This is a genomic window from Sphingopyxis sp. PET50, from assembly GCF_025244705.1.
Lineage (GTDB): Bacteria > Pseudomonadota > Alphaproteobacteria > Sphingomonadales > Sphingomonadaceae > Sphingopyxis.
The window spans coordinates 2647396-2664540 of the sequence record NZ_CP104207.1 but is presented as its reverse complement, the minus strand read 5'-3'; the positions used below and the strand labels follow the sequence as shown (position 1 = coordinate 2664540).

The window sequence follows — 17145 nt, the reverse complement described above, 5'->3', positions numbered from 1 at the left end:
CGACCGCCCGCGCATTCCGCGGCGCGGCCCATGCCTGAATCCCAAGCGAAGGACCTATCATGACCAGCCGTACCCACCGGGCGGCGCCGCTGCTGGCGCTCGCCTTCTCGCTCGCCCTCGCCATCGCCCCCGCCATCGCGCACGCCGAAGAGGGCGATGCGACGATCATCGTCACTGCCCCGGCGATGGCCGACGCCGCGGAAACCCGCGCCCGCCAGACGCCGGGCGGCGCCGATGTCGTCCGCCATCAGGATTATGCCGACAAGTCGATCGTGTCCCTGCGCGACACGCTGGCTTTCTCGCCCGGCGTCTATCTCCAGCCGCGCTTTGGACAGGAGGTGCGGATTTCGATCCGCGGCTCGGGCCTGTCGCGCGGCTTCCACATGCGGGGGCTGACGCTGCTTCAGGACGGCGTGCCGATCAACCTCGCCGACGACAATGGCGATTTCCAGGAACTGGAGCCGATCTTCTTCGACCATCTGGAGGTCTGGCGCGGCGCCAATGCGCTGCGCTTCGGCTCGGGCACGCTCGGCGGCGCGGTCAACGGCGTGACCCCGACCGGGCGCACCGCCGAAGGTGTGTACCTGCGCGTCGACGCCGGCGGCTTCGACAGCGTCCGCGGTCTGGTTTCGGCGGGCGTCGCCGGGCCCCGGGTCGATGGCTGGGCCGCGATCGGCGCCGACCGGTCGGACGGCGACCGCGACCATGCGGAGCGCCGCAGCCTGCGCTTCCACGGCAATGCCGGACTGAAGCTGAGCGAAGTGGCAAGCTCGCGCTTCTATGCCAGCGTCAACCATATCGAACAGCAACTGCCCGGCGCGCTGACGATGGCCGAGGCGCTGACCACGCCGCGGATCGCCGCCGCCGCGAGCGTCGCGGGCGATCAGGCGCGTGACATCGACTCGCTGCGGCTCCAGAGCCGGACGCGCTTGGATTGGGGCGAACTGACGCTCGACGTCGGCGGCTTCGTCAACGCCAAATCGCTCTATCACCCGATCTTCCAGGTCGTCGATCAGGAGAGTGTCGACCGCGGCGCCTTCTTCCGCCTCGATTATGGCGGCGGCAGGCTGGCCGCGACCCTCGGCGGCGACATCCGGGTCGGCGACATCGCATCGAAGCGTTTCGTCAATCTCGCGGGCAGGCGCGGGACCAGGACCTTCGACGCCGAACAGGATGCGCGCACCGCGACCCTCTATGGCGAACTGCGGCTGACCCCGGTCGAGACGCTGACGCTCGTCGCTGGGGGCATCTACGCCGACGGCAAAAGGCGGCAGGCGATCGCCTTCAACAGCGCCGCTCCCGCGCAGGAGGGCACGATCGCCCGCGCGGATTTCGACGCCTTCTCGCCGAAGCTCGGGCTGCTGTTCGAACCGGTCGCCGATGTGCAATTTTATGCCAACTACAGCCGCTCGGTCGAATTTCCCGGCTTCAACGAATTGGCGCAGATCGCGACCTTCGTGCCGCTCGATCCGCAGCGCGCCTGGACGGCGGAGATCGGCACGCGCGGCCGGGCGGGGACGCTGAGCTGGGACCTCAGCCTCTATCGCGCCGACATCGGGGGCGAGATGCTGCAATATAGCGTCGGCCCCGACGTCCCGGCATCGACCTTCAACGCCGGGCGCACGCGGCATCAGGGAATCGAGGCGGCGCTCGAATGGCGCCCCGCCGACTGGCTGCGGCTCAGGCAGGTCTATGCCCATAGCGACTTCCATTTCCGCAGCGACGCCGAGTTCGGGAACAATCGCCTGCCCATCGTGCCGCGCCACGTCTACCGCGCCGAAATCCGGCTGGGCGGCGACGCGCTGCACATCGCGCCGAACCTCGAATGGGTTCCCGAGGGCCCCTACGCCGATTACCGCAACCAGGTCCGTACGCCGGGCTATGCGCTGCTCGGCCTGACCGGCGGGGCGCGGATCGCGGACGGCATCGACGCCTTTGTCGACATCCGCAACATCACGGGCAAAAAGGCGATCGGCGACATCAGCGCGGCGATCGCCGTGACGCCCGCCTCGGCGATCTATTACCCCGTCGAACGCCGCGCCGTGTCGGCGGGTTTGCGCGCGCGCTTCTGACGCCGCGATATGATAGGCATACCGGTCCGGCGGAGTCGCCGGACCGGTTTCATTTGCAACTATTTCATGCTAGGCCCCGCGTCATGAAGGATGGCTTCACCCACGTCCACGCAACGCCGCCGCCGGGCGCCGCGGCCGACTGGACGATTTCGCAAAATTGGGACGCCTTCACCGCCGACGAACATGCGATGTGGGACCGGCTGTTCGCCCGCCAGTCGGCGATGCTGCCCGGCCGCGCGTCGGAAGCCTTTCTCCGCGGCATCGACGTGCTCAAGCTCGAAAAGCCGGGGATCCCCGATTATCGCGAACTCAATACGCGGCTGACGGCGGCGACGGGGTGGCAGGTCGTGGCAGTGCCGGGGCTCGTCCCCGACGACGTCTTTTTCGATCATCTCGCGAACCGCCGCTTCCCCGCGGGCAATTTCATCCGCACGCCCGAACAGCTCGACTATCTCAAGGAACCCGACGTCTTCCACGACGTCTTCGGCCACGTCCCGATGCTCGCCGACCCGGTGTTCGCCGACTATATGGTCGCCTATGGCGAGGGCGGCCTGCGCAGCCTGAAATTCGACGCGCTCAAACAGCTCGCCCGGCTTTATTGGTACACGGTCGAATTCGGCCTGATCCGTGAGGCGGGGGCCTTGCGCATCTACGGCGCGGGCATCGTGTCGAGCTATGCGGAGAGCGTCTTCGCGCTCGATTCGGACAGCCCGAACCGCATCGGCTTCGACCTCGCGCGCGTGATGCGCACCGATTACCGGATCGACGATTTCCAGCAGAATTATTTCGTCATCGACAGCCTGGGCCAATTGCTCGACGTGACGGTCAACACCGATTTCGCGCCGCTCTATGCCGCGAACGCCGCGCTGCCGCCGATCGCCATCGCCGACATCTTGCCGGGCGACGAGGTGATCACGCGCGGCACGCAGGATTATGCGCTCGCGAAGAGCGGCTGAGGGTCAATCGCGGTCCTTGCGGACCTCCGAGACCAGTTGCCGGCGGTGCTGAAAGGCCTCGCGATCGGGCGGCAGGCTATAGATGCCGCGCAGCAGCGCGGTGTCGTTGTTCGACAGCTCGCGGCGGTCCGCCTCGCCGTCGAACAGCGACAGGATCGAATCCTCGGGCGGCGGCGGATCGCTGTTCAATTCGGCGAGCGCGACCATCGCCGCATAGGAAGCGACCGAATCGAGCAAGGTGCCGTCGGCCTGTTCGGCATCGACGATGATGGTGGCGGAGCGCAGCGCCCGCACCACCTGCGTGCTGACGATGCTGCTGTTATACTGGCGTATGATCCCGGTCGTGGCGGGCATGCCGTCGCGGCTTTCGTCGCGCGTGCTGTACCACCAGCGGATCGGGCCCTTGCCCTCGATCAGGCGTTCGCGCGCGCCGGGCGACAGCGCCGCGACCTGCCGCGGCGACCTGGCGAATATCGCCCGCGTCAGGGCGTCGCCGTCGCCCGTGAAGATCACCGCGATATTGGGCGTGCAGGACGCCGGCGCCACCTTGGCGCCTGCGGTCGCGGCGACCGCGCGAATCCGGTTATCGACGATCGCCGCGACCGCCGGATCGACCCCGACCGTGCGCGGACAGACGGGCATGATCCACCGCGCGACGGGTTCGAGCCGCGCGACCCCGGCGCGGCGCACGAACTCGGCCGCGCGCTTGCGTTCTTCGGCCTTGGTCACGGGGGTCCCGGTAACCACGATCGGGTCGGGGTCGCCGCCGGCTGTGGCGGCAAGCAGGACGATGGCGGCGGCCAGGCTCATGGCGGCTCTCCCGGTAAGGTCGCGGGAAGCTTAGCAAATTCCCCGGCGATTACCAGCTACCAGCTCCCGAAGCTCGCATCCGCCGGGTCCGCGCGGTGCCGCGCGCGCTGTTTGCGGCGCCAGCCGTAGCGGCGGCGCTTGACGAGCAGCAGGCACGGCCAGTCGGCGCTTCCCCCGCGCGCGGCGAGGCGGAAACCCTGCGCGCGATAGGCGGCGAGCACCGGCTCCATCTGGCGCGCGATCAGTCCAGCGAGGATCGCATGGCCGCCCGGCGCGGTGACGCTGGCGATATCGGGGGCAAGGGTGATGAGCGGTCCCGCGAGGATGTTCGCGATGACGAGGTCATAGGGCGCACGATGCCGGATCGCGGGATGGTCGATGCCCGGCGCCACGGCGACCGCGAGCCGCCCGCCGCCGCGCCCGAGCGGCACCCCGTTGATCCCGGCATTGTCGCGCGTGACGAAGATGCTCGCCGGGTCGATGTCCGACGCGATCATCCGCGCGCGGGGCCACAGCGCGAGCCCCGCGAAGGCGAGCAGCCCGGTCCCGGTGCCGATGTCGGCGATGTTGCGCGGCACGACCCCGCGCCGCGCCATCCGGTCGAGCATGGTCAGGCAGCCGGCGGTGGTGTCGTGCCCCCCGGTGCCGAAGGCCTGGCTCGCGTCGATCAGGAAGGGCGTGCTGCCCGCCGGCGACGCGGTCGGCATGGCTGCTCGTGTGGACGAAGAAGCGCCCCGCCCGCACGGGCTCGAGTCCCTGCTGCGACAGCGTGACCCAATCCTCCTCGGGCAGCTCGGCGACGACCGGCACGGCGTCCTTGGCGCTCGGCACCAGCGATTGCAGCAGCTGCACCAGCGCCGCGCCCGGCTTGTCGTCCACATAGGCGTCGAGCTGCCATTGCCCCACCTCCTCGTCGATCTCGCGGGTCACGACGACGGGGGCGTCGGGCAGCGCGTCGAGTTCGGGAATCTCGCCCGACAGCGCCTCGGCCTCGGCGCGGGTGCAGGGCAGCGAGACGATCCAGCTCATCGCGCCGCCGCTTCCTTCGCCAGCCGCTCGTCGAGCCGTTTCGCCGCCGCCGCGGCATAGGTCTTGCACCCATCGGCATCGACCAGCGGCGCCTCGCCCGCCAGCCGCGCAAAAAAATTGCTCGCGCCCGGATGCGGGGTGATCAGCAGGTCGCAGGGCAGCGCCGGCACCCTGGCAAAGGTCGCGCGCATCATCGCGACATAATCGGGATGGTCGCTGAACCGGTACGCGTCGGCCGACACCGCCGACAGGCTGTCGATATAGGCGACGGTGCGGCAATCGCCCGCCTCGCACGACCGCCAGGTCCAGCTCGTGCTGCCCGGCGTGTGGCCGGGCGTCGCGTGCGGCGTCAGGCGCAGATCGCGAATCGGCAGCGCCTCGCCGTCCTTCACCACGCGCGCGACCTTCACCCCGGCGAAGGGCGGGATCGCGCCGCGCTGCGGGTCGATCGCCTCGGGCTCGCCGCTGGTCAGCGTCGCCACCGCTTCGGGCCGCGCCAGCACCGCGGCGCCCGTCGCGTCCTGCAGCGCCTTCAGCCCGCCGACATGGTCGAGATGCTCGTGGCTCGCGAGCAGATAGCGGACATTGGCGGGGTCGAACCCCAGCGCGCGGATATTGGCGAGGATGCCCGGCGCGGCCTCCGCGGTCGCGCCGTCGATCAGCACCAGCCCGTCGGGGTTTGCGATCAGCAGCGCGGTGATGCCGCAGGTGCCGACATAATAGGTGTTGCCGAAAATCTTCGCGGGCGGAGCGGGGTCGCTCCACCCGTCGCGGCCCGCGCAGGCGGAGGCAAGGTCCTTGCCGGTCGGCGCGGCGATGGGGGCCGCTGCTTTCGGCGCGCAAGCGGCCAGCAAGGCTGCGAACGCGGTCATCAGGAACAGCCCGCGTCCCCGCGAAGGCGGGGACCCATCTCCGGTAGTTTCGGCGTTCAGCGGCAGGCGATGGGCCCCCGCCTTCGCGGGGGCGCAAACCGGACTAGCGGACATAGCTGGCCCCGTTCACGTCGAGCACCGCGCCGGTCATCGACGCGGGCGCGTCGAGCGCGCACCAGCGCGCCATTTCCGCCACTTCCTCGGGCATCGCGACGCGCCCGAGCGGAATGTCGGCGAGCAATGCGTCGCCGCCGCGGCTTTCCAGATATTCCTCGGCCATGCCCGTCATCGTGAAACCGGGGCAGATGGCGAAGGCGAGGATATTCTCCCTCGCATAGGCGCGGGCGATCGTCTTGGTCATCGCGACCATGCCCGCCTTCGACGCGGCATAATGCCAGTGCGCCGGACTGTCGCCGCGATAGGCGGCGCGGCTCGCGATATTGACGATACGGCCTGCCGCCTTGCGCTCCTGCCAGTGCCGCACGGCGAGGCGGCAGAACAGGGCGCTCGCGGTCAGGTTGATCTGCTGCGTCCGGTTCCAGTTCGCCAGCCAGTCGGCGTCGTCGGCCTCGATCGGATTCGCCTCGAACACGCCGGCATTGTTGACCAGCACGTCGATGCGACCATCGAGGTGCGCGAGCGCGCGGTTCCAGATGCGTCCCGGCGCCGCCGGATCGGCGAGGTCGCCGTCGATGCTCGACAGCGCGACGACCTTTGTCTCGCCGGAAACGAGCGCGTCGGCGATCGCGGCACCGATGCCGCGGCTCGCGCCGCTGATCAGGATATGGGTTTGCATGGCCCCGCCTTAGAGGGGCGGGCCGAGCGGCGCCAGTGGTTCCCCGGCGAAAGCCGGGGTCTATGCGGCAAACGTCGTGTTCGCGATCTGGGCCCCGGCCTTCGCCGGGGAGCGGAGGCTTACGCCACCCATGCCGGCTGAACTCGCTCGCCGCCTTTTCGAGCGACTGGAGCCGCTCGCCCATGCGCGAGAATTCCTCGCTCAGCACGCTGATCTCGCCCGCGACCATGCCCGAATCGTTGCGGATGCTGGCGATCGTCGAGGACATCGAGTCGGCGGCGAGCGCGGTCTCGTCGACCGCCGCGGTGATCGAGGTGACCGTCTGCGCCTGCGCGTCCATCGCGTCGCGGATGCGCTGCGCCGATTGCTGCACCTCGACGATCGTCTGCTGGATCGACTGGTTGGCGGCGACCGACCCGCGCGTCGCCTGCTGGATCGCGGTGATCTTGCCCGCGATATCGTCGGTCGCGCGCGCGGTCTCGTTGGCGAGGCTCTTCACCTCCTGCGCGACGACGGCAAAGCCGCGCCCCGATTCGCTCGGCGCGCGCCGCCTCGATCGTCGCGTTCAGCGCCAGAAGGTTGGTCTGCCCCGCGATCTCGCGGATCAGGCCCAGGATCGATTCGATCGATTCGGCATGGTGCGACAGCGCTTCCGACATGGCGACGGCCTCGCCCGCCTGTTCGGACGCGCGGATCGCGACATGCGACGACGCCTCGACCTCGCTGCGCGCATCCTCGATCGCGCGGATCAGCCCGGCGGCGGTCGACGCGGCCTCGCGCATCGCGATCGCCGACTGTTCGGACGCCGCGGCGACCTCGCTCGTCTTGGCGATCATGCCCTTCGCCGCCTGGTCGGCCGAGGCCGCCTGCTTGGCGAGTTCGCGGCGCACGCTGTCGGTGTCCTGGACCAGCGAGGCGATCGACTGGTCGAAATCGCCCGCGAGCGCCTGCCGTTCGCCCGAGATCACCGCGCGGTTCAATTTTTCGGCATAGGTTTCCATGATGTCGAATTCGAGCAGCGCGAGCCGGTTGATCGCCGCGCACAGCCGCGTCGTGCGCTCGGCATCGCCCGCGCAGGCCTCGATGACATAGCGATAGGTGGTGCGCTGGCTTTCGCCGATGCACGACAGCACCGACGCCAGCGGCAACCCGACGCGCAGCGCCATATGCGTGTTCTGGCACGCGATCGTCGCTGCGGCCTGGCCGTCGGCATGGGCGTATTTTTCACGCATATGCTTCGCGCTGCCCGCGATATAGCTCGCGAGCAGATCGCCTTCGACCTTGCGTTCGACCAGCGTCAGCGCGTTGAAACTGTCCCAATAGGCGCGCGCCATCTCTTCCTCGCGCCCCGCGACGATCGCGGCGATTTCGGCGCCGTTCGCCGCGAGCCTACCGTCGAGGTCATAGAAGGGGAAGCGGTCCGACATCAAAATCGGGTCGATCTGCTGCTTATGAATGGGATTTTCCTTCACCATGATCCTGCTTCCCTCACCTCGCTCGTGGCGCGCGTCGCTGCCGTCCGCTGTCACCGGCGAAAATCATGAGCGAATAATGTGGGGAAGGGGTAAATTCGGCGTTAACCAGCGCGGCGAATTTCTGGCTATCGCGGCCAATTCGATCAGATTGCATCGCCGTTGACGGAAAAATAGGGACAGTCCCCTCCCCAACGGGCAAGCGTCGTGCCGAAATCTCGCTTTTTCCCGGTCAGCGGGGACTGTCCCTATTTTTCGCCGCGCCGCCCGTGCATTAATTGCGGTCCTCGCTACGCACCGGATATCCCTCGAAGGCCTTGATGGTGCGGAGCGCGAAGGCGCTGTGCATCGCCGCGACGCCGGGCAACCGCGACAGGCAGTGGCGGTGCAGCCGGTCGAAATCGGCGACGTTGCGCGCCGCGACGCGCAGGCGGTAGTCCGACGCGCCGGACAGCAACTGGCATTCCAATATCTCGTCGAAACTCTTCACGGCGCTCTCGAACGCCGTCAGCGCCTCCTCGCTCTGCGAATGAAGGCTGATATCGACGAACACATCGAGGCCGAGCCCGATCCTTTCGGGAGAAAGCCGCGCGGCATAGCCGGCGATGACCCCTTCCGCCTCGAGCGCGCGAATGCGGCGATGGCAGGCCGATGCGGACAGCCCGACCTTCTCGCCCAGTTCGGCGGCGGGGCGCGGTCCCTCGCGTTGCAGCAAGTCGAGCAGCTTTATGTCGATACGATCCATAATCCTGCGTCATTCGTCCATGATACGCGATATTTGTGCGTGATTGTCGGCAATCGAAAGACGATACGCAAGCACCTTGCGCGATATTTTTGCTAAGAGCGCGTCATGACAGGAGCGGCGCCAGCGGCCCGGAACCGTGGCGTCTGGCATGGAGAGCGGCAATGATCATCGGCACCCCCAAGGAAATCAAGAACCACGAATATCGCGTCGGCCTGACCCCCGAAAGCGCGCGCGAACTCGTCGCGCACCGCCATCGCGTCCTCGTCCAGACCGGCGCGGGCGGCGGCATCGGCGCCGACGACCGTTTCTATGTCGAGGCGGGGGCGGAGATCGTCGCCACCGCCGAGGAAATTTTCGCGACTTGCGACATGGTGGTGAAGGTAAAGGAACCACAGGCGGTCGAGCGCGCGATGCTGCGCCCGGGCCAGATCCTCTACACCTATCTCCACCTCGCCCCCGACCCCGACCAGACGCGCGACCTGATGGCGTCGGGCGCGGTGTGCATCGCCTATGAAACCGTCACCAGCTCGCACGGCGGGCTGCCGCTCCTGAAGCCGATGAGCCAGGTCGCGGGCCGCATGTCGATCCAGGCCGGTGCGACCGCGCTCGAAAAGGCGCATGGCGGCCGCGGCGTGCTGCTCGGCGGCGTCCCCGGCGTCGCGCCGGGCAAGGTCTGCGTGATCGGCGGCGGCGTCGTCGGCTTCAACGCGGCGCAGATGGCGGCGGGCCTCGGCGCCGACGTCACCATCCTCGACCGCGATCCCGAAGTGCTCGAACGCGTCGGCACCTTCTTCGAGGCGCGCGCCAAGACGCGCTTCTCGAACCGCGCCAACCTCGCCGAATGCATGGCGGAGGCCGACCTCGTCATCGGCGCCGTGCTGATCCCCGGCGCCGAGGCGCCCAAGCTCGTCACGCGCGACATGCTCGGCACGATGCGCCCCGGTTCGGTGCTCGTCGATGTCGCGATCGACCAGGGCGGCTGTTTCGAGACCAGCCACGCGACGACGCACGCCGATCCGACCTATGTCGTCGACGGCATCGTCCATTATGCGGTCGCGAACATGCCGGGCGCGGTCGCGCGCACCAGCACCTATGCGCTCAACAACGTCACCCTGCCGCACGCGCTGCGCATCGCCGACCTCGGGTGGAAGGAGGCGCTGAAGCGCGACGTGCATCTTTTGCACGGATTGAACGTATGGGATGGCAAGGTGACGTTCGAAGCCGTAGCGGAAGCGGTCGGAACCGATTATGTGCCTGTCGAACAGGCGCTCGCCTGAGGACAAGGACCCAAGAGAGACGATGAGCAACGAGAAAGACCTTCCCGACACTGGCACCGGCGAAGAGACCGAAAACGAGGTGCTGCGCGCCGCGCGCGAATTGCAGGCGCAAAAGGAAGCCGCCGAAGCGACCGAGGCCGCCGACAAGGGCGAGGGTGCAGGCAGGAAAAAGGGCTGGAAGACCGCCGCCACGGCCGCCGGGATCGGTATCGGTTCGGCCGCGGTGTTGGCGGCGCTGCTCTACGCCAACCGCGGAAAACTGAAATAATGCCATCCGCGCCCTCCGGCTGACAGCGAGAGGTTGCTCAGCACTTCCCCCGGCCGCAGCGGTGGTAATTTTCCCACCAGGCCTTGTCGTTCAGCCGCTGCTGGTTGCTGCGGTTATCACCCGACCTGATGCCGCCGATGCCGCTGAAGGGTAGGGTGGTGCTGCCACTACTCCGCTGTCGGGCCTGCGCTGCGGCGATTTCCTGTTGTCGCTGCTGTTCCTTCGTCAGGCAATTGTGGGGGTTGAGGCTGCAGAAGGCGGCTTCCCATTTGTCGTCGACCATCATCTGTTTCGCGTTGCGCGTCGCGGGCTGAACCAGATCCTTCCACATGTCCGGATCCTTGATGATCGAGGCATGGGCGTTGTAATAGCCGAATTCGTAAAACGTCGGGCTTTCGTCGATGAAGATGATCCGCCCGTGGGTGCCATCATTGGCATGCAACAGGGTGCGGCGCATCCCGGGCTGGTCGGCGATCGGCTGGCGGACCTGAATGGTGCGATAGCCCGGCCCCATCGTTGCCGCACTGGCGATAATCCGGTCGAGCAACTGGTCAAAGGCGGGAAGAATCGCCCCTTTGGGCGTCCAGGGCGAGACGATTTGCGGCTTGAGCGCCGTCACCGCACAATAAGCCTCCGACCGGCCCAGCTTGTCCTTGCCGAAGTAAAAGCCGAAAAGCAGCGTAGTGTCGCCTTCCTGCCGGAAATAGAGGTTGTTGGTGGCCTGCGGTGCGAGCGTGAAGCCGTTTTCGCGCAGGTCCGCCGTCAGATTCTTTCCTTCCTCGCCCTCCCAGCACATGTTGAAGCTACCCAGGACAACGCGTTCCTTCATCGTGATCGCCTGCGCAGCGGCGGGCGATGGCAAGGCCGCCGTCAACGCGGCGCAGGCGCCGCCGATCAGCACGCCGATCTTGCCTGCGGCGCTCATCGGCGCACCTCGCGCGCGAGGGTCGTCAGGCGCAGCGCCTGCGGCGTGTGTTTTTCGACCCAGCCCTTCTGGCCGGGGTGGGCGGTGCAACTCACGACGAGCAGGTCGTCGTCGTCGGTCGCCACCAGCGTGCGGGCAACGACCTCGCGATCGACGCCGAGCGGTTCGAGCAGCTTGCCCTTCTGATCGAACATGATCGCCTGAACCGGCTGCCCGGCGGCGCCCTTGGGACCGGCGAGTTCCACCATCCGGATATTGGCGGCGGGTGCGGCGGGGTCGCGAACCTTTTCAACGATGGCGTCGCGTCGGCTCGCCAGCGTCGCGGGGGCCAGCACCGCCGCGTCATCACCCAGGTCGTCGAATTGTCGACCGATGATCGTCGTGCTGCAGGTGATGTGCGGCTGGCCGGGATAGCGGAACATGCGCGACCGGCTCAGTACATCGCCGAACTGTTCGGTCATCGTCGCGGGAAAAAGAATCTGCCATCGGCCTTCCGGGTCGGTAAAGACCGCATCCTTCCAGATATTCTTGCCATCCTGCGAGATCACCTGCCCCCATTGCTGGCGCGGCGGCACCGGCCACAGCGCTTCGCCGGTGCGGTCGGCGCCTTTTGCTGCGACGACATCGCTTTCCGCGTCGGTGTCGAAGCGGTCGGGTGCCGCGGTTGCGCTCGGCACTGGTCAACAACATGGCCGCGGCCAGAAGCACGCGACGGAAAGCGGTCGTGGATATCATCTCTCTTTCCCCCCTGAATCTCAACCTATTGACCGCATAGCCATATGTGCCGTCACGGCAAGTCCTGCCGAATATCGCATCGGGGTGATTTGGGCCGGTGCAAATTCTTGTAATCGGCGCCCTAAGCAATTGCATATCGCGGCGGGAAGGCTTAACCCGCCCCCATCGACCGATCAGAGTCAGAAAAGCGGGGCTGATATGGCTGGCAAGGAAACGAGCGGGCGACCGCGCGCGCCACATTTGCAGGTTTATAAATGGGGGCCCGCGATGACGGTCTCGATCCTCCACCGCGCAAGCGGGGATGGATTGGCGATCGTCGGCGCGAGCCTGTTCCTGTGGTGGCTTTACGCCGTCGCCGCGGGGCCGGATGCCTATGCGGCCTTTGTCGCCTGCGTCTGGCACGATCCCAGCCCCGACATCACCCTGTTCCATCAGATCACCAACATCCTCGGCAAGATCGTGCTGATCGGGCTGACCTGGGCCTTTTTCCAGCATCTCTTCTCGGGCCTGCGCCACTTCGTGCTCGACGCGGGCGCGGGTTATGAGCTCAAGACCAACAAGCTGTGGGCCGCGGTGGTGATCGCGGGCGGGGTGCTCGCGACTGCGGCGACCTGGATCTACATCCTGGCGGGGGCATTCTGATGGGCAACGGCACGCAACTCGGCAGGGTCCGGGGCCTCGGTTCGGCCCAGCACGGCTCGCACCACTGGCTGCAGCAAAGGCTGACCGCGCTCGGCAATCTGCTGCTCGTCGGCTTCCTTCTCTTCTCGCTGATCCGCCTGCCGCTCGGCAACCATGCGGCGGTGTCGCGCTGGATGTCGCAACCGATGGTCGCGCTCGCGCTGATCCTGCTCGTCGTCAGCATCTTCGTCCACCTGCGCCTCGGGCTGCAGGTGCTGATCGAGGACTATGTCCATGGCGAGGCGCCGCGCCTGCTCGCGCTCGTCCTGCTGAATTTCTATGCGATCGGCGGCGCGGCCTTCGGCATCTTCACCATCGCCCGCATCGCATTGGCGCCCGTGGCGCTCGGCCCGGGGGCATGTGACATGACCGAAGCCTACAAGATCATCGACCATGTGTACGACACCGTCGTCGTCGGCGCCGGCGGCTCGGGCCTGCGCGCGACCATGGGCAGCGCCGAGGCGGGGCTGAAAACCGCCTGCATCACCAAGGTGTTCCCGACGCGCAGCCACACCGTCGCGGCGCAGGGGGGCATCGCCGCCTCGCTGGGCAACATGGGTCCGGATCACTGGACCTGGCATATGTTCGACACGGTCAAGGGGTCGGACTGGCTCGGCGACCAGGACGCGATCGAATATCTGGTGCGCGAGGCGCCCAACGCGGTCTACGAACTCGAACATGCCGGCATGCCCTTTTCGCGCACGACCGAAGGGAAAATCTATCAGCGCCCGTTCGGCGGCATGATGCAGAATATGGGCGAAGGCCCGCCGGCGCAGCGCACCTGCGCCGCCGCCGACCGCACCGGCCACGCGATGCTCCACGCGCTCTATCAGCAGTCGCTGAAATATGACGCCGATTTCTTCGTCGAATATTTCGCCATCGACCTGATCATGGAAGACGGTGCCTGCCGCGGCGTGATCGCGCTATGCATGGAGGACGGCAGTATCCACCGTTTCCGCGCGCATGCGGTGGTGCTGGCGACGGGCGGCTATGGCCGCGCCTATTTCACCTGCACCGGCGCGCATACCTGCACCGGCGACGGCGGCGGCATGGTGCTGCGCGCCGACCTGCCGCTGCAGGACATGGAATTCGTCCAGTTCCACCCCACCGGCATCTATGGCGCGGGCGTCCTCATCACCGAGGGCGCGCGCGGCGAGGGCGGTTATCTCACCAACAGCGAGGGCGAGCGTTTCATGGAACGCTATGCCCCCAGCGCGAAGGATCTCGCCAGCCGCGACGTCGTGTCGCGTTCGATGGCGATGGAAATGCGCGAAGGCCGCGGTGTCGGTCCGAACAAGGACTATATCCATCTGCATCTCGACCATCTTGATCCCAAGATTCTCGCCGAGCGTCTGCCGGGCATCACCGAAAGCGGCAAGATTTTCGCGGGCGTCGACCTGACCCGCGAGCCGCTGCCGGTCTGTCCGACGGTGCACTATAATATGGGCGGCATTCCGACCAACTATCATGGCGAGGTCGTGACGCTCGGCGCCGACGGCAATCCCGATAGCATCGTCCCCGGCCTGTTCGCGGTCGGCGAGGCGGCGTGCGTGTCGGTGCATGGCGCGAACCGCCTGGGCTCCAACTCGCTGATCGACCTGGTCGTCTTTGGCCGTGCGGCGGGCCACCGGCTCAAGGAGATCGTCACGGCCGACGCGCCGCATGCACCGCTGCCCGCCGACAGCGCCGATTTCGCGCTCGGCCGCCTCGACCATTACCGCAACGCCGGCGGCGGTAGCCCGACGTCGGAAATCCGCACCGCGATGCAGCACACGATGCAGGCGCATTGCGCGGTGTTCCGCACCGACGAGGTGCTGGCGGAGGGCAAGGAGGAGCTCGCCAAGGTCTATGCGCGGATGCGGGACGTTCACGTCAGCGACCGTTCGCTGATCTGGAACACCGACCTCATCGAAACGCTCGAGCTTGACAATCTGATCGCGCAGGCGACCGTCACCATCCACGGCGCGCACAACCGCAAGGAGAGCCGCGGCGCACACGCGCACGAGGATTTCCCGAACCGCGACGATGCGAACTGGATGAAACACACCGTCGCCTGGTTCGACGGCTGGGGCGGAAAGGGCGGCGGCGTCCGTCTCGATTACCGCCCGGTCCACGAATATACGCTGACCGACGATGCGGACTATATCAAGCCGAAGGCGCGCGTTTATTGAAGCTCGTGGGCGTCTGGCTCGCGGCCGTTCTCCTTTTTGGTTGCGGAGCGTCCGCGGCTGACTCGAGCGCCGAGGCGGTCATTGCCCGCACCAAGGCGCCGACCACCGACTATTCGCTGTTCGTCTGGACGGTGATCAACCCCGACCAGAGCGACATCGTCGATGGCTGGACCGCCGAGTTTCATAGCGGCTCGCGCCATCGCGTCGAGACGCCGTGGAATCGTGTCGTGGCGGACTGCGCGGCGATGACCGGACGTCATCTGCACCTGCCGACCGGCGAGGTCCGGACGGGGCGTGAAGTCGCCAACTCCGCCTGCGGTATCGACACCAATATGGTCGCCGGCATGAAATATGTTGGCAAGGCGGAAAGCGGTTACGGGCAGCTGGATATCGTTTCGCTGAACTCCGATGCCGATCGCACCTATTGGGTCGATCGCGACGGGATTCTGGTCCGCACAGAATTTACCCGCCCCGGACAGCCGGAGGCCTGGGTACTGCGCAACTGGGCCGTACATGTCGACCGGACCACGCCCGATTCCGCCATGTTCGCCGACGATTCTCTGTCGCGATCCTATGTTCCGGAAAAATACCGGGTCAGGATCGCCCCCGATCATCCGCTGGAATTCGACGGCGAATAGCCATCGCGCCTGCCGCTAGCGTCTACTCGCCGCCAAACAGATCGTGCATCGGATTGAGGTCGGTAAAGGGCCGGTCGACGTCCTGGCCCATGATCCACAATTTCTGGCACGCGATCAGGAAGAACATCAGGGCGATCGTCCACACGATGATCGTCTTGATGATCTGCCAGCGGCGGGCATCCGCGATCGCCTTGGCGCGCGCCTTATAGTCGATGCCCAGATCGCCCTCGAACTCGGCGACGAGCTGCGCACGGCGGGTGCGTGAGATATTCGCGAGGCTCGCGTTCGGTTCGTCGATGATCGGTCGGCGCGTTGCCATCATAGCTACCCTGCGCAAAACGCTGTTTTATCCCCTCGCACATTAGGGTGCAGCTCCTGACAAAGGGTTAACCCGGTCCTCGCAGGGCACTCAACTCGTCGCAATTCCGATCAGCTTGATACGCGCGGTGGCGCCGCGGAGCAGCGTCAGGTCGCGGCGCGGCCGGTCCAGCGCGGCGGCGAGCAGCTTCAGCACCGCATCGTTGGCGGCGCCATCGGCGGGCGGCGCGGTGACGCGCAGCTGCACCACCTCGTCCTCGATCGACACCGCATCGCGGCGCGCTCCGGGGGTCACGCGGACCACCAGCCGCCCGGTCGGCACCGCGAGCGCGTGCAGCGCCGCGGTCAGTTCGGGATCGGGCCGGTATTTCAGATCGTGATCACCAGCTTGCCGACCGCGCTGCGGTCGCCGAGCTTGGCGATCGCCTTGCCGCCGTCGGCCAGCGCGAAGCTTTCGGTGACGCGCGGCTTGATCCTGCCCTGCTCCCACAGCGCGAACAGCCGCGCGATATTGGCGCGGTTGCGCGCGGGCTCGCGCATCGTGAAGGCGCCCCAGAAGACGCCCGCGACGTCGCAGCTCTTGAGCAGCGTCAGGTTGAGCGGCAGGCGCGGGATGCCCGCGGGAAAACCGACGACAAGGTAGCGCCCCTCCCAGGCGATCGAGCGCAGCGCGGGTTCGGCATAATCGCCGCCGACGGCGTCATAGATGACATTGGCGCCGTTCGGGCCGACGGCCGCCTTGAACTTGTCGGCGAGCGCCTTCGACTGGTCCTTGTCGAACGGCTGGCGGCCGTAGACGACGACCTCGTCGGCACCGGCAGCCCGTGCGATTTCTCCCTTCTCCTCGCTCGACACGCCCGCGACGACCCGCGCGCCGAACGCCTTGCCCAGCTCGACCGCGGCGATCCCCACGCCCCCCGACGCGCCGAGCACGAGCAAGGTGTCGCCCTCCTTGATATGCCCGCGATCGACCAGCGCATGGATGCTGGTGCCATAGGTCATCAGCAGGGAGGCTCCTTCGGCGAAGTCATGCCCCTCGGGCAGGTGATAGGCATTGTGCACCGAAACCGCGATCGCCTCGGCCATGCCGCCGTTGCCGCATCCCGCGATGACCCGGTCGCCGACCTTGAAATCGGTCACGCCCTCGCCGACTTCGGCGACCAGCCCCGCGACCTCGCCGCCGGGGGCGAAGGGGCGTTCGGGCTTGAACTGATATTTGTCCTCGATGATCAGCACGTCGGGGAAGTTGACCGCGCACGCCTTCACGTCGATCACGATCTGCCCGGCGCCGGCGGTGGGGCGCGGCAGTTCGCCGACGACAAGCGTTTCGGGGCCGCCGGTGGCGGTCGACAAGAGAGCCTTCATCATCTTCTCCTCACA

Annotated in this window: 16 protein-coding genes and 2 pseudogenes; 7 read left to right on the top strand and 11 right to left on the bottom strand. The window is 67.1% G+C overall.

The annotated features are described in order from the left end of the window. The first annotated feature begins 59 nt into the window (after window positions 1-59). Entirely contained in the window at window positions 60-2072 is a 2013-nt protein-coding gene (locus tag N0A20_RS13985) for a TonB-dependent receptor domain-containing protein (protein WP_260580964.1), read from the top strand. A gap of 83 nt (window positions 2073-2155) precedes the next feature. Then, on the top strand, window positions 2156-3028 hold the full coding sequence (gene phhA / locus N0A20_RS13980; protein ID WP_260580963.1) for a phenylalanine 4-monooxygenase: 873 nt from the start codon (window positions 2156-2158) through the stop codon (window positions 3026-3028). Window positions 3029-3031: 3 nt separating this feature from the next. Here phhA and N0A20_RS13975 read toward each other — a convergent pair whose 3' ends face one another. From N0A20_RS13975 to N0A20_RS13950, 6 genes and pseudogenes are all read right to left on the bottom strand, one after another. Beyond that, window positions 3032-3838: a hypothetical protein gene (locus N0A20_RS13975; protein ID WP_260580962.1), complete on the bottom strand. Its 807-nt coding sequence runs from the start codon at window positions 3836-3838 to the stop codon at window positions 3032-3034. Window positions 3839-3894: 56 nt separating this feature from the next. Next, window positions 3895-4867: pseudogene (locus N0A20_RS13970) on the bottom strand (50S ribosomal protein L11 methyltransferase). After that, the gene (gene bla / locus N0A20_RS13965) at window positions 4864-5739 is read right to left on the bottom strand and encodes a subclass B3 metallo-beta-lactamase (protein WP_260580960.1); all 876 of its coding nucleotides are present in this window, start codon (window positions 5737-5739) and stop codon (window positions 4864-4866) included. Before bla ends, N0A20_RS13970 begins: the two are co-directional and overlap by 4 nt. Window positions 5740-5842: 103 nt before the next feature. Next, a complete protein-coding gene (locus N0A20_RS13960) occupies window positions 5843-6535 on the bottom strand; it encodes an SDR family NAD(P)-dependent oxidoreductase (RefSeq protein WP_260580959.1) in 693 nt (230 codons plus the stop codon). A gap of 136 nt (window positions 6536-6671) precedes the next feature. Continuing rightward, window positions 6672-8010 (bottom strand): annotated as a pseudogene (locus N0A20_RS13955) (methyl-accepting chemotaxis protein); the annotation flags it as partial. A gap of 271 nt (window positions 8011-8281) precedes the next feature. Continuing rightward, on the bottom strand, window positions 8282-8752 hold the full coding sequence (locus tag N0A20_RS13950) for an Lrp/AsnC family transcriptional regulator (RefSeq protein ID WP_260580958.1): 471 nt from the start codon (window positions 8750-8752) through the stop codon (window positions 8282-8284). A 161-nt stretch (window positions 8753-8913) separates the two neighbouring features. Here N0A20_RS13950 and ald point away from each other — a divergent pair, with 161 nt between their 5' ends. Next, window positions 8914-10029 carry an alanine dehydrogenase gene (gene ald, locus N0A20_RS13945; RefSeq protein ID WP_260580957.1) on the top strand — a complete coding sequence of 372 codons (1116 nt, stop codon included), beginning with the start codon at window positions 8914-8916 and terminating at the stop codon, window positions 10027-10029. A 22-nt stretch (window positions 10030-10051) separates the two neighbouring features. Beyond that, window positions 10052-10297, top strand: a complete 246-nt coding sequence (locus N0A20_RS13940; RefSeq protein ID WP_260580956.1) for a hypothetical protein — start codon at window positions 10052-10054, stop codon at window positions 10295-10297. Between the two features lie 37 nt (window positions 10298-10334). Here N0A20_RS13940 and N0A20_RS13935 read toward each other — a convergent pair whose 3' ends face one another. Both N0A20_RS13935 and N0A20_RS13930 read right to left on the bottom strand, forming a co-directional pair. Continuing rightward, window positions 10335-11198, bottom strand: a complete 864-nt coding sequence (locus N0A20_RS13935; protein ID WP_260580955.1) for a hypothetical protein — start codon at window positions 11196-11198, stop codon at window positions 10335-10337. Between the two features lie 20 nt (window positions 11199-11218). Next, window positions 11219-11899, bottom strand: a complete 681-nt coding sequence (locus N0A20_RS13930; RefSeq protein ID WP_260580954.1) for a hypothetical protein — start codon at window positions 11897-11899, stop codon at window positions 11219-11221. A 325-nt stretch (window positions 11900-12224) separates the two neighbouring features. Between N0A20_RS13930 and sdhC the strand changes: the two genes are divergently transcribed. The 3 genes from sdhC to N0A20_RS13915 are packed head-to-tail and all read left to right on the top strand — an operon-like array spanning window position 12225 to window position 15447. Then, window positions 12225-12599, top strand: a complete 375-nt coding sequence (gene sdhC, locus N0A20_RS13925; RefSeq protein ID WP_409574686.1) for a succinate dehydrogenase, cytochrome b556 subunit — start codon at window positions 12225-12227, stop codon at window positions 12597-12599. Next, window positions 12599-14809, top strand: a complete 2211-nt coding sequence (gene sdhA, locus N0A20_RS13920; protein WP_260580952.1) for a succinate dehydrogenase flavoprotein subunit — start codon at window positions 12599-12601, stop codon at window positions 14807-14809. Before sdhC ends, sdhA begins: the two co-directional genes overlap by 1 nt. After that, a complete protein-coding gene (locus tag N0A20_RS13915; protein ID WP_260580951.1) occupies window positions 14806-15447 on the top strand; it encodes a hypothetical protein in 642 nt (213 codons plus the stop codon). The genes sdhA and N0A20_RS13915 overlap by 4 nt, the downstream gene beginning before the upstream one ends. Before the next feature lie 22 nt (window positions 15448-15469). Here the strand turns inward: N0A20_RS13915 and N0A20_RS13910 are convergent, their stop codons facing one another. The 3 genes from N0A20_RS13910 to N0A20_RS13900 all read right to left on the bottom strand — a co-directional run bounded on the left by N0A20_RS13910 (window position 15470) and on the right by N0A20_RS13900 (window position 17130). Beyond that, a complete protein-coding gene (locus tag N0A20_RS13910) occupies window positions 15470-15766 on the bottom strand; it encodes a hypothetical protein (protein WP_260580950.1) in 297 nt (98 codons plus the stop codon). Window positions 15767-15856: 90 nt separating this feature from the next. Next, window positions 15857-16087, bottom strand: a complete 231-nt coding sequence (locus tag N0A20_RS13905; RefSeq protein WP_260580949.1) for a DUF167 domain-containing protein — start codon at window positions 16085-16087, stop codon at window positions 15857-15859. A 47-nt stretch (window positions 16088-16134) separates the two neighbouring features. Then, window positions 16135-17130, bottom strand: a complete 996-nt coding sequence (locus N0A20_RS13900) for an NADPH:quinone oxidoreductase family protein (RefSeq protein WP_260580948.1) — start codon at window positions 17128-17130, stop codon at window positions 16135-16137. Window positions 17131-17145: the final 15 nt, after the last annotated feature.

What these genes read in the sequence shown, in the direction of transcription:
- N0A20_RS13985 (WP_260580964.1), top strand. Translation starts at nt 60, where the DNA reads ATGACCAGCCGTACCCACCGGGCGGCGCCGCTGCTGGCGCTCGCCTTC.
- phhA (WP_260580963.1), top strand. Translation starts at nt 2,156, where the DNA reads ATGAAGGATGGCTTCACCCACGTCCACGCAACGCCGCCGCCGGGCGCC.
- N0A20_RS13975 (WP_260580962.1), bottom strand. Translation starts at nt 3,838, where the DNA reads ATGAGCCTGGCCGCCGCCATCGTCCTGCTTGCCGCCACAGCCGGCGGC.
- bla (WP_260580960.1), bottom strand. Translation starts at nt 5,739, where the DNA reads ATGACCGCGTTCGCAGCCTTGCTGGCCGCTTGCGCGCCGAAAGCAGCG.
- N0A20_RS13960 (WP_260580959.1), bottom strand. Translation starts at nt 6,535, where the DNA reads ATGCAAACCCATATCCTGATCAGCGGCGCGAGCCGCGGCATCGGTGCC.
- N0A20_RS13950 (WP_260580958.1), bottom strand. Translation starts at nt 8,752, where the DNA reads ATGGATCGTATCGACATAAAGCTGCTCGACTTGCTGCAACGCGAGGGA.
- ald (WP_260580957.1), top strand. Translation starts at nt 8,914, where the DNA reads ATGATCATCGGCACCCCCAAGGAAATCAAGAACCACGAATATCGCGTC.
- N0A20_RS13940 (WP_260580956.1), top strand. Translation starts at nt 10,052, where the DNA reads ATGAGCAACGAGAAAGACCTTCCCGACACTGGCACCGGCGAAGAGACC.
- sdhC (WP_409574686.1), top strand. Translation starts at nt 12,225, where the DNA reads ATGACGGTCTCGATCCTCCACCGCGCAAGCGGGGATGGATTGGCGATC.
- sdhA (WP_260580952.1), top strand. Translation starts at nt 12,599, where the DNA reads ATGGGCAACGGCACGCAACTCGGCAGGGTCCGGGGCCTCGGTTCGGCC.
- N0A20_RS13910 (WP_260580950.1), bottom strand. Translation starts at nt 15,766, where the DNA reads ATGGCAACGCGCCGACCGATCATCGACGAACCGAACGCGAGCCTCGCG.
- N0A20_RS13900 (WP_260580948.1), bottom strand. Translation starts at nt 17,130, where the DNA reads ATGAAGGCTCTCTTGTCGACCGCCACCGGCGGCCCCGAAACGCTTGTC.